Here is a 15,840-nt window from a genome sequence, read left to right as displayed (position 1 = left end):
TGCCAGGCTGGAGATCCCGAACACGCTCTACATCTCCAGCCTGGCGCTGTACGAGGCGTGGCGGAACCAGGGCCTGGGCACCAGGCTGCTGGAGGCGGCCCGGCAGCGGGCGGCGGATCTCGGCCTCGCCGGCCTCAGCCTGATCGACTATGCGTCGAACATCGGCGCCCGGCGCTTCTACGAACGGCACGGCTTCCGCATCGTCGATTCCTGCACGATCGTGCCGCACCCGATGCTGCGGGTGACGGGCGAGGCCTATCTGATGCAGTACCCGTGACTGTCGGCGGGATGACCGGGGTCAGATGATCCCGAGCATCCGCGCCAGCAGCAGCATGCCGGTGATGATGATGGCGCCCCAGGTCAGCGACGACACGCTGAGATGGATGCCGAAGGCCGGCAGGCGCGGGATCTTGGTCGGGCCGCCCGCTGGGGCCCGGCCAGGCGCCGCGGCCGGCGCCCGGCGCGACGAGCCGGAGGGCAGCAGTGCCGCCAGCCGGGTGGCGATCGCCAGGATCTCGGCGCTCGACCGCTCGCTGCGGGCCGCGCCGGTGATGATCTCCGCCAGCTCCCGCGTCGCCGCCTCGCGCGGCTGGCGCGACAGCCGGCCGGCATCCGCCCAGGGGTCGCCGCCGAGCCGCCCGAGCATCGACACCACGCTCAGGGGCATGCCGTTCGATTCCGTGCCGACATCCGCGTACAGGAAGGTGTTCAGGTCCGAGTTCTGCAGGCGGAAGACGTCGGTGTCGGGCATGTCTTCGGCAACCGCAATGTCGGGGGCCTCATAAATGGGACATTTCTTTCCAAATTCAACCGATATTCCTGGAAGATCATTGCTTTCGGGCCGGGGTGGCGGCGGCTAGAACAGGCCCTGGACCCAGCCCAGCCCGCTCATCGCCTGCCACACCGCGCCGGCCGCGACGGCCAGCATCAGCGCGGCGACGGCGAGGGCCAGGCACAGCAGCAGCCCGTCCTCCTCCAGATACGCCACCGCGATCAGCACGATGGCCAGGGCCGGCGGCACGTTGCTGAGCGGGATCGGCGCCAGCAGCATGGCGCCGAGCAGCAGCACCACCGCGCCGACGCCGCGGCGCGCCGCCTCTAACGGCACCGCCCAGCGCGGGTGGATGAAGCCCTCGACCCGGCGCAGCACCGGCACGACGCGGCCGAGGGTGCGGGCCAGCCCCTGGGTGCGAATGCTGCGCGCGGCGACGCGGCCGGGGAAGACCGGGCCGGCATGGCCCAGCATCATCTGCACCGCGAGGATGCCGAGCAGCGGCCCGACCAGGCCGGATGCGCCGGGCATCACCCCGAGCAGCGCCAGCAGCAGCATGATCAGGCCGAAGGAGCGGTCGCCCAGGCGGGCCACCAGCCAGCCCAGCGTCACCCGCTCCGCCGGCGCCTCGCGCAGCAGCCCGTCCAGCAGGTCGGAGGTCGGGATCCGGGTCGCCATGGTCGGGCCAGGATAGCCGATCGACCGGCGACCCGCCTCCGCCCGTGCTGCATCGCAGCCCTCTCAGGCCGGCGGCAGCGCCGCCGCGATGCGGCCGGCCAGGACGCGCAAGGTCCCGGCATCGGCCATCTCGCCATGGCCGTGGCCCTTCATCGGCCGGCCCTCCCAGCGCGGGATGACGTGGAAGTGCAGGTGGTCGACCGTCTGGCCGGCAGCGGCGCCGTTGAACTGGGCCACCATCAGCCCGTCCGGCTGCAGCGCCGTGTGCACCGCCGCCGCGACCCGCTGCACCGCGGCGATCAGCAGCCCCAGCGTGGCCGGGTCGACCTCCAGGAGGTTGCGAGCCGTGCCTTGCTTGGGGATCACCAGGACATGGCCTTCGGCCTGCGGGAACACATCCATGAAGGCGAGGATGGCGTCGTCCTGGTAGACCGGCACCGACGGCAGCTCGCCGCGCAGGATCCGGGCGAAGACATTGGCCGGGTCGTAGGCTCCGTCGAGCGACATGGGTGATGCGTCCTCTTGGGTTACAGGGGCTGCGTCCGCTCCAGCGGCACCGCGTTGCGGTCACGGCCCGCCAGCTGCGCCCGCCAGTCCGGCAGTGGCTCAGGCAGGCGCCCGGCCCGGGCCAGCGCGGTCGCCGCCCAGACGGTGTCGGCCAGGGCGCAGCCCTGGGCCCGCAGGCGCAACGACAGCATCTGCTCGTTCAGGATCGCCAGGGTCTTCTGCTCGAAGAAGCCCAGCGTGTCCGCCTTCAGCGTGAAGCGGGAGTGCCACTCCACCCCCTGGCCGGTGCCGGCGCCGAGCAGCCAGTCGGTGATGTAGCGCCGATAGGTCTCGGACAGCGGCGCGTCCGGCCGGAACGGCGCCGCCGGGTCGCCGGAGAAGAACGTCGCGCGCTGGTCGGGCCCGATCGAGACCGGCGAGCCGAGGCGGCGCAGCTCTGCCGGCGGCAGCAGCAGGAAGGACGACCGGATCCAGTGCTGCGACTCCTGCCCCAGCAGGGCGACCGGGCGGTCGTAATGGTCGATGTGGCCGCAGGCGATGCGATGGCGCGCGATCTCGGCCAGCAGCGCGTCGTCGAAGCGCCTGAGATAGCCGGTGTAGAGCGTGTCGAAGGCCGAGGTGGCGAGGTGGATCAGGTCGTAATCGTCGAGCTCCGCATCGGCGAAGCGCAGACCGCGCTCCCAGGCCGAGAACTCCCAGGCGGCATTGTCGCCGCCGATCACCGTCAGATCGCCCGGCCCGGAAGCGACATGGCCTTCGGGCAGCGCGTTGTCGATCACCACGATGCGGCGCCGGGCGGCCGGCATGCGGCGGCGGAACACGGCATCGATCGCCGCCAGGGCATCGGGATACTTCTCGGTGCCATGCCGGGCCATCAGGGTCAGCACCCGCAGGCCGCGGCCGGGCAGCAGCCGGGCCGCCATCCTCCACCCCAGCGCAGGGAGGCTCCGGCGCGCTGACGGCATGGTCCGCTACAGCCCGCTGTCGGGGCCGTCGCTCTCCGCCACCCGCAGCAGGTACTGGCCATAGCCGCTCTTCACGAAGCGGTTGGCCTGCACCACCAGCTCGTCATGGTTGATGAAGCCCTGGTGGAAGGCGATCTCCTCCGGGCAGGCGACGCGCTGGCCCTGCCGCCGCTCCAGGGTCTGCACGTAGCTGGCGGCCTCGAGCAGACTGTCATGCGTGCCCATGTCGAACCAGGCGAAGCCGCGGCCCATCTTCTGCACATGCAGCTGGCCACGCTCGAGATAGGCGCGGTTGACGTCGGTGATCTCCAGCTCGCCGCGGGCCGAGGGCTTCAGGTTCGCAGCGATGTCGACCACCTGCGAATCGTAGAAATAGAGGCCGGTGACCGCCCAGTTCGAGGTCGGCTGGGGCGGCTTCTCCTCGATCACGGCGGCGCGGCCGTCAGCGCCGAAATTGACCACGCCGTAGCGTTCGGGGTCGTTGACGTAATAGGCGAAGACGCTGGCGCCCTGCGTCTCGGCGGTGGCGGCGCCCAGCAGCTCCGGCAGGCCGTGGCCGTGATAGATGTTGTCGCCCAGGATCAGGGCCGAAGGGCCGCCGGCGACGAAATCGGCACCAATGATATAGGCCTGGGCGAGGCCGTCCGGGCTGGGCTGCACGGCATATTCGAAGGCCATGCCCCATTGCGACCCGTCGCCGAGCAGCCGCTGGAACTGCGGCATGTCGTGCGGGGTCGAGATCACCAGCACCTCGCGGATGCCGGCCAGCATCAGCACGCTGAGCGGGTAGTAGATCATCGGCTTGTCATAGACCGGCATCAGCTGCTTCGAGGTGGCCAGCGTCAGCGGATGCAACCGCGTGCCGCTGCCGCCGGCAAGGATGATGCCCTTCATAGACGAGAACTCCAGTTGCCTGTGTCAATTGCGGCAGAGCTATACTCTAAAATCAGAACCAGTCAGCTCAGTGGCAGAAACGAACATCCGCATCATCGCGAGTGACCGATGCCGCGGCTATCCGGCAGCGCATGGGCCGCGACCGTGCCGCGCATGAGCCAGTGCCAAGCTGTCGAGATCGAATCGTCAAGATCGAAGCGCGGAATGAAATCGAGGATGCGCGCCGCCTTGACCGGGTCGGCCACCAGTTCGGGCGCGTCGCCGGGCCGGGCAGCGACCACCCGCATCGGGATCGGCCGACCGGTGATGCGCTCCGCGGCGGCAATCACCTGACGGACGGAATAGCCCTTGCCGGTGCCGAGATTGAAAGCATCCGATTCGCCACCGGCGAGGAGATACTCCAGCGCGCGCAGATGCGCGTCGGCCAGATCGTCGACATGGATATAGTCGCGGATGCAGGTGCCATCCGGGGTTGGATGATCCTCGCCCAGGATGTCGATCCGCGGTAGCCGGCCCGCCGCGGCCATCAGCACCCGCGGGATCAAATGGGTTTCTGGATCATGATCCTCGCCGATTGCCCCCGCCGGATCGGCCCCGCAGGCGTTGAAGTAGCGCAAAGCAACCCAACGCAGGCCGTAAGCCATGCCGCAATCGGCGAGCATTCGCTCGACCATCAGCTTTGACCAGCCATAGGGGTGGAGCGGAAGCTGCGGCAGATCCTCCGTCAGCGGGCTGCGGTCGACAGAACCATAGGTGGCACAGGTGCTGGAGAACACGATGCGGCTGATGCCGGCGCGACGTGCCGCGGCGAGCAGGGCGAGAGAGCCCCCGACATTGTTGTCGTAGTAGCGTTCCGGCTCGACGGTGGATTCACCGACATAGGTCAACGCCGCGAAATGCAGGATCGCAATAGGGCGATGTCGCGCCATGGCCCGATCCAGGGCATCCGAATCGCGAATATCGGCTTCCTCCAGCGGCCCCCATTGCACGAATTCCCGGTGGCCACGCGAGAGGTCGTCATAGGCGACCGGGATATAGCCTGCTTCAGCCAACCGCTTGCAGGTGTGGCTGCCGATATAGCCGGCGCCGCCGGTGACGAGTATGGCACGGGTCACAACGGATCCTCTTCCATGTCGCATGGCATGTCGTGCCCGATAGGACAAGACGACGGCGCCTGACGCGGTGCGCAATCAGGCATCAGGCACCGCATCCGTCAAGCACCTCGGTCCCACGCCGCCGCCCAGGCCAGGACCGGCCCCAGCACCGGCAGGCGCCGCAGCCGTCCGAGGCGGCGATGGCGGTTGAGATCGGACACCTTCACCGCGAGCCGACGCCCCTCCGGTGACCGGTGCAGGCCGACCAGCAGTTCGATCTTGGCGTCGCGCCCGGTCTGCAATTGGTTGAGCCCGGCCACCAATTCGGCCGATTCCGGCATCCGCCGCAACAGCCCTTGATAGGCCGCCCGCACGAATTGTTCGTCCTCTAGTGCCAGGAACTCGCTGAGTGCGTATTTCCGGCGGGCCGGGAAGGGCTCCTCGACGCCCGAACCGCGCAACTCCCCCTCGATCCGTCGGCGCCGCTCGGCTTCAGCCCGGATCCGCGCGATCACTTCGGCCACCCCGGCCGGTGGGCCTGGCGCTGTCATACCTCTGCCATCGCGGCGTCGATGGCAGCCAGGAAACGGTCGGCGATCACCGGCCAGGCATAGCGATCTTCAGCCAGGCGGCGGGCGGCCATCATCCGCGCCGCGAGCGCGGCACTGCCGTTTTCCGCCTGCAGTCGCCGCAACGCCGCTGGAAAATCCTCAAGGTCGCTCAACCTCAGATGCACGCCATCATCCACCGCCAGCCCGCGGACGCCATGGGGGGTGGAGATCACCGGCACACCACTGGCAAAATAGTCGAGCATCTTCAGATTGGTACCCGATCCTCCGAGCATCGGATTGAGGGCGCCGTCGACGGTGCCAAGCACCGTATCCTTGGTCATGTCGTCGACCTCGCCCATCAACCCAACATTGGCTGGGACCAACTGGTGGGCGACATGACTGCAGACGCTGCCCACGATCAGGAATCGGATGTCGGGGCATGAAGCAGCGAAGCGCAAGACGGCATCGAGTGCGTCAGCGTTCGGCTTGTGGCCGCTGCCCATGAACAGCAGCGTGGTCGCATCCCCCAGCCCGAGGCGATCCTGTCGTGCCCGCCGTGCGGCCGGCCCGATATAGGTGACGGTGTCGAGATCCACGCCGTTCGGCAGTTCGACGATATGTGCAGTCGGCACGCCGAAGTCTCGCCGGAACACCAACCCATCGGTCTCGGCGCAAACGAGCACCCGGGCCGCGGCGGCGCAACACTCCCGCTCGACCCGCTCGGTCTCCGCCAACAATTCGCGCGCCATGGGCGTGTCAGGCAGCATCTGGCGCTTGAGCAGCGTCTCGACATTGTGAGCCTCATACCACGGCGGCCGGTCGGCCACCTCGCGCAGCAGCGGGAACAGGTAAGGATGCGATGCCACAGTCAGATCGGCACCGGAGGCGGAGGCCGCCAGGGCAGCCCGGTACATAGGGCTGAGATGAATCAGCCGGGGCATGGCAACATCGGTGATCGGGACGCCGGGGATGGCCCGGGTGAACGCCAGCTCCGCCTGCCGGTGGGCCTTCGATTTCGGCACCCGGATCTCGCGCAGACCAGGCGCGATCTCGCGTTCGGAGGGCAGGTCGTTGGCGTTGGTCACACAGACAATTTCGACGTCGTGGTGCCTCGCCAACAGCCGGTAGAGGTGAAAGACCCGGCTCTGCCCACCCGCGCGCGGTGGCCAGATCGGGAAGGGAACGGCGACGCTGATCTTCCGGCGCGGCAAGTCACGGGATAAAAAGCCCGGTGCACCAGTACCGATGGTGATCCCGGAAGCGCTCACGAAGCACCCGCTGGCCGGCAGGACCGGCTAGCGCGACCGGCCGAGTGACATGGACGGGGCACAACCTCTGCGGTATAGCAGCCGCGAAACCCTGACATAGGTCTGGCATGCATCCTGATACTCAGACGGATACGATCGCTCAAGCCGTCTCCGTTCCCACCTTCTGGCTTCCTGAGTTTCTGGATCACTCCGCCTGGTTGGAGCATGCACCGTTCGCCTTCTGGCTCATCGATGCTCTGCGCCCCCGTTGCATCGTCGAACTTGGAACCCATCGAGGTTATTCCCACTTCGCATTCTGCCAATCGGTGAGGCATCTCAAGCTCGACACGCGTTGTTATGCAATCGACACATGGCAAGGTGACGAGCATGCCGGATTTTATAGCGAATCCGTGTACGAGCAGGTTCGCGAATATCATGACAGCCGATATGCCGATTTCTCCCAGCTCGTCCGCGCGACTTTCGATGAGGCCCTTCGGTATATTCCAGACGGCTCGATCGATCTTCTCCACATCGATGGACGCCATTTCTATGAAGATGTGAAACACGATTTCGATGCTTGGCGACCCAAGCTGTCGGATCGGTCGGTTGTCCTATTTCATGATACGAACGTCCGGGAGCGGGATTTCGGCGTCTTCAAGCTCTGGGGAGAGTTGCAGGGGCAATATCCGAACTTCGAATTTTTGCATGGCCATGGTCTCGGCGTGGTCGCCTACGGGGGATCGGTTCCCGAAGCCGTGCTTCGCTTCCTGTCGCTGCGATCGAGCGAACAGACGGCAGCAATCCGTCAGATCTATAGCCGTCTCGGGGCTTCGCTGACCATCCTCTTGGATCATCGGGTCCAAGGAACAGCTCTCTCCGAACTCCGCGCCGAGATCGCACGCATCGAGGAGAGACTGGTAAACGAGTCGTTGCGCAGTGAGGAGAGGCTGGCAACCGAAACCGCCAGCCGGGATATGCAACTCTCCGCAAAGATCCGGCATTTCGAGGAGTCCGAGCGTCGGCGGGCGGACGCGGAAACACGGCTCGGCGAGGCCCTGAACCTTCTCGCGGAAATGCGACAGGCGCAGGACGCCAGGACCGCCGAGATCCATGACGCGCGAACCCAGCAGGCACACCTGGCGAGCCAGTTGAACGAAACGCGCGAGCGTTGGCGGGCCCTTCGCCGCTCCTGGCCTTGGAAGGCAACCGCATTGCTTCGAGAGCTGGATCTGGGTTTGGGCAAGCTGAAACAACGGGTTCGGAGAGGGGGGAGAAGGGTCGATGCTCGAGGCAACAAGGTGCCGCGCGGTTTCTTCAGCCGTTTAGGCCGGTCGATCGACAAGCGGTATCGTCGGCTTCGGTCTCTGCCGTCGCCTCAGGCAGATCGTCTCCCGCGCGTCAGTTCACCTGCTTCGATCAGCCCTCATGGCCATCACGGATGGTACGGGGCTGATGCTCTCTCGCCAGGACAATGGTTCGAAAGGGCCAGGATCGGGAGGAATGCGGCACAATATGAGCAAGAAACCAACGCCATCATTCAACGCTATGCTCTGATCGAGGCGAAGCCCGCGCCGCGTCCCCTCCATATGCGGCTGGGCAGCGGAGATACGGTCCGAAGGTTCCTGGAAGCCGCATCGCCCCCGACATCCGTGCCGCCGAGCCAAGTGCCTGTCTCCTATTCGATCGTGACGTCATTCTATCGCCACATCGATTTCTTCCGCCGCTGCGCGGAAAGCGTGGCGGGCCTGACGGATGCGTCTGATCCACAGACAGCAGGCTGCCGAATCGAATGGATCGTGTTGAACGACGATCCCGACGTGCATGATGCGTCGCTCCGCGAGTTGATCCCGCCATCTTTGCTTGGCAACACCCGTATCATCTCCGACGGCACCAATCGTGGCATTGTCGGCCGGCTGAACCAGGGGGTCGAGGCCGCACGATTCCCATGGATTCTGTTCCTGGATTGCGATGACGAGATCGAGCCGCAAGCGCTGAGCGTGCTCGACCACTACATAGCAAAACTGCCACTTTGCCGTTACATCTGCTCGTCAATGATCGATATCGATGAGCACGGCAACGAACTGCGTCATCGCCAGCATGAGCATCCGACGACGGATCTGTTTGAACGCGGAATGGTGGCTGGGCACCTCAAGGCCATTCGACGCGATCTGATCGATGCGGTGGGCGGCTTCAATCCCAGGTTCAGTGGCGTACAGGATTTCGATTTCGCCTTGCGGGCCGCGGCATCTGAACCGTTGCTTCAGATTCCGGAGGCTCTCTACCGCTACCGTTGGCACGGGCACTCGCAATCGGTGTCGTCCCAATCGCGCCAGGCACGGCTGGCGCGGCACGTGCTGGCGCGTTTTCTGCGGGACCACTTGGCCGCACCGATCTCCCCGCCGGTCTGCGGCGATGATCTTCGGGAAGAGCCGAGGGGCCTTTGTATCATCCGCACCCAGGGCACCAGGTTGGAGTTGTTAGCGGCAGCGGTTAGGTCGGTTCTCGAACAGCGACCGTGGATCACACCCTGTGTGGTCGTGCATGGCGGTGAAACCGTTTTCTCCAATCTGCGGGACTGGCTCGCGGAAGTCGGGTCCGATATCGTTGTCCTTCATGCCCCGGATACGGAACGTCGAAGGGGTTACCCTTGCAATGTCGCTCTGGATTTTCTGACCGAGAATCGCAGGACATATGATTTCCTGTGCTTTCTCGATGACGACGACCACCTGCTTCCCGGCTTCAGCGAACGTCTGACCGATGCAGCAAGACTATCGCGGGCTGACGTCGTGTTCGGATTGACCAACGCGATTTCCGAAGCGGGCGCCGTAGAGGCCATGCATCACCTTCTTCCGATAATGGCCTTGTTCGTGGACAACTTTATCCCCATCAATGCTTATATCGTCCGCACCGAGGCCTTGATTGCCTGTGCGGCCCGCTTCGATGAGACGATCAACTATCTGGAAGACTGGGATTTCCTGCTGCAACTGCTGGCAGCCGGGGCTCGCTTCACCCCTGTGTTCGAGACGGTCTCCGAATTTCGGCTGATCGGCGACGGCAACGTCGCCGTCAAGCAAGATCCCATCCATTTCGAAGAATGCGCCTTGCGGATCAGAACCCGAACCCGGGCCGCCCTCGAAGCCCTTTCGCCCGGCGTATTTTGGCGCGATATCATCGACTTTCCGGACGACCAGGCACAGTTTTTGGAGGCGCGGCACTTGGCGCAGCTGGAAGCCGCCCGGATTCTGTTCAAGGCCTGAGGACGATCTTGCAATGAACGATCATGACAATGCCGTCTCCGTGGTCATGCCGGTCTTCACCCGCAAGACGTCCGTGGAAGCTCTTCGCCTATTGCGCCGGGCCATCGAATCCGTGGTGGATCAGAAATTCCCAGGGCCAATGGAATTTCTGATCATCGATGACGGATGCCAAACCCCAATTCGGCAATTCGCCACCCAGCTCGGGCCTTGCGCCAACGAGGTTCGCTGGCTTCGGCATGATGTGAACAAGGGTATCGTCGGCGCCCTCAACACGGGACTCCGGTCAGCATCCTACCCCCTTATTGCCCGCATCGATGCTGACGATCGCTGGACCGAACACAAGATCGAGCAACAATTGGCGTTGTTCGACGAGGATCCGGATCTGACCATCACCGCCACCGGCATGACCCGCGTGACGCCCACGGGCGACGTTATCGACACGCCTATTCGTCCTGCCGGCTGGCCGGGCATCCTGGATTTCTTTGTCAACGGTGGCTGTCCGTTCCCACACGGCAGCGTCATTGCCCGACGCGAGATCTATCGCCTGCTCGGCGGATATTCGGCAGACGCCGATTTCCAACATTGCGAGGACTATGCGCTCTGGGGTGTCTGGTTGCGCTTCTTCAAGCCGGCGATGATCGAAGCGCCACTCTACCAGTACACGATCTCGGCGACATCGGTGTCGTCTCTTCACGCCAGTGAGCAGAGCCGGGCGTCGCAAATCGTGAGAGAACGGTTCAAAGACGTCGATATCGCCCGGACGCTGCCTTCGGCCCTGCAAGGGTTGGCGGATGCGACAGATGCCTCCGTCATGGAAGCAGGCGTGCTTTGCTACCGGTTATGGAAACATCACCACCTGACGGTACGGGTGCCGCGGGAGAGTATCAGTTTTATTCAGAGCATTCTGCCGGATCGCGATGTGGTTGCGGCGAATGATGAGCATGCCATCGACTGGCAGGATCTGCTGCACCGGACCACTCCCCGATCCAACGAGACGCTTGTCGCCGTATCGGCCCTTCCTGCCTGATCGTGGAGGCATCGGACTGAGCGGGGGCGCTGCGGTAATCTGGAATCGCTTGGGATCACGGGTTGGGAGGCAAGGCATCCGGCCGATCTGAGAACGCATCGGTCCAGATTTGAGCGGCCACATCCGCCCAGCGGCGCAGCCCGGCGGCCCGGATCCGGTCTTCCCGCATCTGCAGGTAGCCCGGCTCCCAGATCGCCCGCGCGATGACCCGGTGCATATCGGCGGGATCCTGCGGATCGACATAATCGACCAGGTCGCCGCCGACCTGCGGCATCGACGATGTCTTCGAGGCGACGCAGTGCTTGCCGAACCACAGGCTCTCGCCGATCGGCAGGCCCCAGCCCTCATATAGGCTGGGAAACACGGTGAAGCTGCAATGGCGATACAGGAAGGCCAGTTCGGCGTCCGACGGCACCTGGGCCACGGCGACCGTCCCGCCGAGATTGCCGGTCTCCGCCAGCAGATCGAACAGGTCGTCGGTCCGCCAGCCGCGCTGGCCCGCCAGCACCAGCCGTGGCAGCCGGTCGCCGAATTCCTGGCGCAGCGAGTCCCAGACCTTGCACAGGGCGAACGCGTTTTTGCGGACCTCGATCGTGCCGACGCAGAGCACGAACGGCCGGTCGGCAAGGGCCCGCACCGCCGATCCGATCGCGGCGTCATCGCCGGCTTCGCCCATGAACTCATGGGCCAGGGGAACGACACGGGTCGGGATCCCGGCGGCGCCGGCCGGCATCACCTCCCGCAGATCCGCCTGGGTCTGGTCGGATACGCAGAGAAACCCGGAGACATAGTCGGGCGTGCGATCGAGGAAGCGACGGAACTCGACGTCATGCCCGGGCTTCGCCACCTCCGGCAGCTTGAGCGGGATGACATCGTGGATGAGTTGGAAAACGGCGTTGCCCGCGGCCTTCCGGGTGCCGAGGAAATCGATATAGGTGTCGTTGCGCAGCGTGGGCACCGGCACGAAGATCCTGTCTTGCGGCGCGATCGTCGGGCGCGACAGACGGTTGCCGGCACCACGCGCGCCGCCCAGCCGCCAGCGCAGCCGGTCGAGCTTCGCGGCGAGCCGGCGCAGCGGCCTGCGGTCGCCGCCAGCCGCATCGTTGGGGATCGCCATGTCGCGCAGGAACCGGGCGTGGTGTGACTCGAACCGGTAGTCAGGCCCGAGGAACGAGAGGTCGATCTCGACGGGCTGCCGGAGCTTGGGATGCCACGCGAGGCCGCGGACCGCCTCCGGCCCATGCGTCGCCACGAGGTGCCCGACGATCCGCAGCACCACGCGCTGGACGCCGGTGACCGTGCTGTGGCCGCGGGCATGCGCCAGGATCGGCGTCATGTCGCAGAACAGTCGTGGTGCCTGGTCCCCGGATGCTGCGCCGGCCCGAAGCCTCGCCGTCACCCAGCCACCGCGATGGGCAGCGGCGCCTCGGCCTCAGCCTCGGCGACATCGTCCTCGGCCGTCTGCATCGCCCACAGCCGGGCGTACAGGCCGCCGCGCTGCAGCAGTTCGGCATGGCTGCCGGTCTCGATGACCTGGCCCTGGTCCATCACATAGATCAGGTCGGCGCCACGCACGGTCGACAGGCGATGCGCGATCATCACCGTGGTGCGGCCGATCATCAGGCGGGTCAGCGCCTCCTGCACCTGGCGCTCATTCTCGGTGTCGAGGGCCGAGGTCGCCTCGTCCAGCAGCAGGATCGGTGCGTTCTTCAGCATAGCGCGGGCGATCGACAGGCGCTGCCGCTGCCCGCCCGACAGGCGCACGCCCTGCTCACCGATCATGGTGTCGTAGCCCTGCGGCAGGTCGAGGATGAACTCATGCGCCGCCGCCGCCCGGGCCGCGGCCTCGACCTCCTCCTGGCTGGCGCCGGGCCGGGCGAAGGCGATGTTTTCGCGCACGCTGGCATCGAACAGCGTCGTCTCCTGGCTGACCAGGCCGATCTGGTCGCGCAGCGAGTGCTGGGTGATGTCGCGGATGTCGTGCCCCTCGACCCGCACCACGCCGCCGGTCGGGTCGTAGAAGCGCGGGATCAGGTTCAACAGCGTCGACTTGCCGGCGCCGGAGGGGCCGACCAGCGCCACGGTCTGCCCCGCCGGGATGTTGATCGAGACGCCGCGCAGCGCCGGGATCGACGGGCCGTAGGCGAAATGCACATCCTCCAGCGCGACAGCACCGGTGGCCTGACCGAGCGTGACCGCGCCGGCCCGGTCCCGGATCGACGGCTCCTTGTCGATCATGTCGAAGATGCCTTCGGCGGCGGTCAACCCCTGCTGCATCGTGCCCCAGGTGTTCACGATCCGCTTCAACGGGTCGTAGGCCAGGATCACGGCGGCGATGAAGGCGGTGAAGGCGCCGGTGGTCCGGGTGCCGGCGATCACCTGCGACCCGCCGTAGAAGATCACACCAGCGATGGCCAGGCCCGATAGCGCGTCCATGAACGGCGCGTTGTAGGATTTGATCTTCGTCATCCGCTGCGACAGCTTCGACACCGACTGGACGAAGGTGTTGGTCGCCTTGATCGCCCGCGGCTCGGCATTGTAGGCCTTGACGTGGCGGATGCCCTGGAACACCTGGGTCAGGTAGCTGGTCAGCTCGCCCATGCCGTACTGCGACTTGCGGGTGACCTTGCGCAGGTCGCGCCCGACCTTGAGCAGGGGGAAGATCGACAGCGGGAAGGTGATCGACGCGATCAGCGCCAGCTTCCAGTCCAGCAGGAACATCGCCACGATGTAGCCGACCACCGAGGTCGCATCGCGCCCGATGCTGGCGGCGCCGGTCGAGACCGCGCCGGACACGGCCTGGACGTTGAAGGTGAAGGTGCTGACCAGGTGGCCCGAGGCGGTGGCATGGAAGCTGGCGAGATCGTCCCAGATCTTCTTGCTGAACATCCGCATCTGCAGCTCGGCCACGATGCGCCGGCCAATGCTGTTCATCACCACGGTGAAGCCATAGGTCGCGGCGCCGCGGACAAAGAAGATCGCCACCACGGCGAGCGAGATCGGCACCAGCAGCTCGGGCCGCTTGTCGGTGAAGATGCCGTCGAGGATCTTCTGCAGCGTGTAGGGGATGGCCACGCTGGCGGCACTGGTCGCCGCCAGGCACAGGAAGGCGATCACGAAGCGCCAGAAATGGCCCTTCATGTGTTCGCGGATCATCCGCTTCGCGAGCTCCCAGTCGGTCGGCTGCCCTGGGACGCGCGGCGCGCGCGGGAGGCGTGGTGTCTTGCTCATGGGGTGCTCATATAGCGCCGTCTGGCCGATCCGCCAAATGACAGTCGCGACAAGCAGCCACCGGCAGCGCCGACGGTTCCCTCGACTGGACCATCTTGCCCGCGATCTGGGCCCCCGAAACGACGACGGGGTGCGGCACCGCCGCCCGGCCGGATCGACCGGCGGGGGCGGGGCACGCACCCCGTGGGAAAAGGGACGGTCCGTCGCCCTGGGGCGCGGCCGTCTGTCTCAGGCCTCAGCGACTGTAGGTGCCGCGGGCGATCGAGTCGAAATCCGCCGGGCCGATGCCCAGCTCTTCCATCTCTCGCCGGTCGAGCTTCAGCAGCTCGTCATGGATCCGGGCGTACTCGCGGTGCTCGGCGATGCGGCGGGCGGCCGCCTGGCGGATCCGGGCGAACAGGCCGGCGGGACGGGCGGGGGTGGAGACGAAATCCAAAACGTCGATATGCATGCTTACCTCTGTGCCGGCCGATACCGGCTCCCTCTGGTGTCTTCGGTTGCATGCCTAATGTAGGATGTTCTCGCCGGGACAGGATCAGAGTTTTTGCAGCGCAGCAATGGTAAGTGCGCATGTCACGACTTTGACACGATCTCACCCGGATTCCGCACTTCCACCGCCGACCCGCCGTTGCGTGGGAACAATGATCTGCGCGCCTATGTCTGGCAGGTGCTTTTCGGGGGCCCTCATTCATCCGATCCGTAACTGTGAAATCCTGCAATCCACACACCGCATGCCGCGATTCATTGACGGAGCCGGCCCGCGCACGATATCTAGACGGAACCGGAATGATCCACCGTGACGGGTCCGCGGCGATTTGATGGGAAGCAGCTTGCGCCCGCGACACCAACCGCTAAAGCGCCACGATGCAGGTCGTGGTTCCCTCGGATGACGAGGCGAGGACACGACGATGGCCAGGACGGTACCCCACAGCCCTTTTGCGCGACGGCCCCTGTCCACGGATCGGGCGGCTGTGGCGCGGATGCGCTGTCGCCGCACCTGACCCAGGCCCCGCGCCCGCCGTCCCCTGCCCTCTGCTTTGCAGCGACCGGGCAGCCTCTGATCCCGACCGCTTCCACCACCCGGCGCTTCCCATGATCCGTCTCGATTCCGTCTCCAAGACCTTCAACCGCCCGGGCCAGGCCCAGGTCGCGGCGCTGGCCGACGTGTCGCTGACCGTCGAGCGCGGCGAGATCTTCGGCGTGATCGGCCCCAGCGGCGCCGGCAAGTCGACGCTGATCCGGCTGATCAACCTGCTGGAGCGGCCGACCGCCGGCACCGTGACGGTCGACGGCACCGAGCTGACGGCCCTGCCGGAATCCGCGCTGCGGGCCGAACGCCGGAAGATCGGCATGATCTTCCAGCATTTCGCGCTGCTGTCCTCGCGCACCGTGTTCGGCAATGTCGCCCTGCCGCTGGAGCTGGCCGGCCTGGACCGCCGCACCATCGCCCAGCGGGTCGACCGGCTGCTGGAGCTGGTCGGGTTGACCGACAAGCGCGACCGCTACCCGGCCGAACTGTCCGGCGGCCAGAAGCAGCGCGTCGGTGTCGCCCGCGCCCTGGCCAGCGAGCCGAACGTGCTGCTGTGCGACGAGGCGACCTCGGCGCTCGACCCCGAG

15 protein-coding genes are annotated in these 15,840 nt (G+C 66.0%); 4 read left to right on the top strand and 11 right to left on the bottom strand.

What is annotated here, in order from left to right:
* Positions 1 to 277 (top strand): GNAT family N-acetyltransferase (locus AC3XYG_RS37975; protein ID WP_489145089.1); only part of this gene is annotated, 277 nt, incomplete at its 5' end.
* Between the two features lie 21 nt (positions 278 to 298).
* On the opposite strand, the gene AC3XYG_RS37970 is transcribed toward AC3XYG_RS37975, so the two are convergent.
* From AC3XYG_RS37970 to AC3XYG_RS37935, 8 genes are all read right to left on the bottom strand, one after another.
* On the bottom strand, positions 299 to 751 hold the full coding sequence (locus AC3XYG_RS37970) for a hypothetical protein (RefSeq protein ID WP_489145088.1): 453 nt from the start codon (positions 749 to 751) through the stop codon (positions 299 to 301).
* A gap of 105 nt (positions 752 to 856) precedes the next feature.
* Positions 857 to 1,450 (bottom strand): exopolysaccharide biosynthesis protein, encoded by a 594-nt coding sequence (locus AC3XYG_RS37965; RefSeq protein ID WP_489145087.1) that lies wholly within the window; start codon positions 1,448 to 1,450, stop codon positions 857 to 859.
* 63 nt (positions 1,451 to 1,513) lie between these two features.
* Positions 1,514 to 1,957 carry an HIT family protein gene (locus tag AC3XYG_RS37960; RefSeq protein WP_489145086.1) on the bottom strand — a complete coding sequence of 148 codons (444 nt, stop codon included), beginning with the start codon at positions 1,955 to 1,957 and terminating at the stop codon, positions 1,514 to 1,516.
* 20 nt (positions 1,958 to 1,977) lie between these two features.
* Positions 1,978 to 2,880 carry a hypothetical protein gene (locus AC3XYG_RS37955; protein ID WP_489145085.1) on the bottom strand — a complete coding sequence of 301 codons (903 nt, stop codon included), beginning with the start codon at positions 2,878 to 2,880 and terminating at the stop codon, positions 1,978 to 1,980.
* Between the two features lie 48 nt (positions 2,881 to 2,928).
* Positions 2,929 to 3,816, bottom strand: a complete 888-nt coding sequence (gene rfbA / locus AC3XYG_RS37950; RefSeq protein WP_489145084.1) for a glucose-1-phosphate thymidylyltransferase RfbA — start codon at positions 3,814 to 3,816, stop codon at positions 2,929 to 2,931.
* Positions 3,817 to 3,908: 92 nt separating this feature from the next.
* On the bottom strand, positions 3,909 to 4,979 hold the full coding sequence (gene galE, locus AC3XYG_RS37945; protein WP_489145083.1) for a UDP-glucose 4-epimerase GalE: 1,071 nt from the start codon (positions 4,977 to 4,979) through the stop codon (positions 3,909 to 3,911).
* 50 nt (positions 4,980 to 5,029) lie between these two features.
* Positions 5,030 to 5,434 carry a DUF4214 domain-containing protein gene (locus tag AC3XYG_RS37940; RefSeq protein WP_489145082.1) on the bottom strand — a complete coding sequence of 135 codons (405 nt, stop codon included), beginning with the start codon at positions 5,432 to 5,434 and terminating at the stop codon, positions 5,030 to 5,032.
* Positions 5,435 to 5,457: 23 nt separating this feature from the next.
* A complete protein-coding gene (locus AC3XYG_RS37935; protein ID WP_489145081.1) occupies positions 5,458 to 6,729 on the bottom strand; it encodes a glycosyltransferase family 4 protein in 1,272 nt (423 codons plus the stop codon).
* A 107-nt stretch (positions 6,730 to 6,836) separates the two neighbouring features.
* Between AC3XYG_RS37935 and AC3XYG_RS37930 the strand changes: the two genes are divergently transcribed.
* Positions 6,837 to 9,965 (top strand): class I SAM-dependent methyltransferase, encoded by a 3,129-nt coding sequence (locus AC3XYG_RS37930; RefSeq protein ID WP_489145080.1) that lies wholly within the window; start codon positions 6,837 to 6,839, stop codon positions 9,963 to 9,965.
* A gap of 13 nt (positions 9,966 to 9,978) precedes the next feature.
* Positions 9,979 to 10,992 (top strand): glycosyltransferase, encoded by a 1,014-nt coding sequence (locus tag AC3XYG_RS37925; RefSeq protein WP_489145079.1) that lies wholly within the window; start codon positions 9,979 to 9,981, stop codon positions 10,990 to 10,992.
* Between the two features lie 55 nt (positions 10,993 to 11,047).
* Here AC3XYG_RS37925 and AC3XYG_RS37920 read toward each other — a convergent pair whose 3' ends face one another.
* From AC3XYG_RS37920 to AC3XYG_RS37910, 3 genes are all read right to left on the bottom strand, one after another.
* Positions 11,048 to 12,328, bottom strand: coding sequence for a glycosyltransferase family 4 protein (locus AC3XYG_RS37920; RefSeq protein ID WP_489145078.1), 1,281 nt, complete (start codon positions 12,326 to 12,328; stop codon positions 11,048 to 11,050).
* A 59-nt stretch (positions 12,329 to 12,387) separates the two neighbouring features.
* Positions 12,388 to 14,223, bottom strand: a complete 1,836-nt coding sequence (locus AC3XYG_RS37915; RefSeq protein WP_489145077.1) for an ABC transporter ATP-binding protein — start codon at positions 14,221 to 14,223, stop codon at positions 12,388 to 12,390.
* Positions 14,224 to 14,458: 235 nt separating this feature from the next.
* Positions 14,459 to 14,674, bottom strand: a complete 216-nt coding sequence (locus AC3XYG_RS37910; RefSeq protein ID WP_489145076.1) for a hypothetical protein — start codon at positions 14,672 to 14,674, stop codon at positions 14,459 to 14,461.
* Positions 14,675 to 15,315: 641 nt separating this feature from the next.
* Between AC3XYG_RS37910 and AC3XYG_RS37905 the strand changes: the two genes are divergently transcribed.
* Positions 15,316 to 15,840: methionine ABC transporter ATP-binding protein (locus tag AC3XYG_RS37905; RefSeq protein WP_489145075.1), on the top strand; the 525-nt coding region annotated here is incomplete at its 3' end.

Source organism: Inquilinus sp. (assembly GCF_057815775.1).
This window is presented reverse-complemented; position numbering and strand designations above follow the sequence as displayed.

Coding starts and splice junctions, on each gene's coding strand:
- AC3XYG_RS37915 (WP_489145077.1), bottom strand. CDS start 14,223: ATGAGCAAGACACCACGCCTCCCGCGCGCGCCGCGCGTCCCAGGGCAG.
- rfbA (WP_489145084.1), bottom strand. CDS start 3,816: ATGAAGGGCATCATCCTTGCCGGCGGCAGCGGCACGCGGTTGCATCCG.
- AC3XYG_RS37910 (WP_489145076.1), bottom strand. CDS start 14,674: ATGCATATCGACGTTTTGGATTTCGTCTCCACCCCCGCCCGTCCCGCC.
- AC3XYG_RS37965 (WP_489145087.1), bottom strand. CDS start 1,450: ATGGCGACCCGGATCCCGACCTCCGACCTGCTGGACGGGCTGCTGCGC.
- AC3XYG_RS37955 (WP_489145085.1), bottom strand. CDS start 2,880: ATGGCGGCCCGGCTGCTGCCCGGCCGCGGCCTGCGGGTGCTGACCCTG.
- AC3XYG_RS37960 (WP_489145086.1), bottom strand. CDS start 1,957: ATGTCGCTCGACGGAGCCTACGACCCGGCCAATGTCTTCGCCCGGATC.
- AC3XYG_RS37970 (WP_489145088.1), bottom strand. CDS start 751: ATGCCCGACACCGACGTCTTCCGCCTGCAGAACTCGGACCTGAACACC.
- AC3XYG_RS37920 (WP_489145078.1), bottom strand. CDS start 12,328: ATGACGCCGATCCTGGCGCATGCCCGCGGCCACAGCACGGTCACCGGC.
- AC3XYG_RS37930 (WP_489145080.1), top strand. CDS start 6,837: ATGCATCCTGATACTCAGACGGATACGATCGCTCAAGCCGTCTCCGTT.
- AC3XYG_RS37925 (WP_489145079.1), top strand. CDS start 9,979: ATGAACGATCATGACAATGCCGTCTCCGTGGTCATGCCGGTCTTCACC.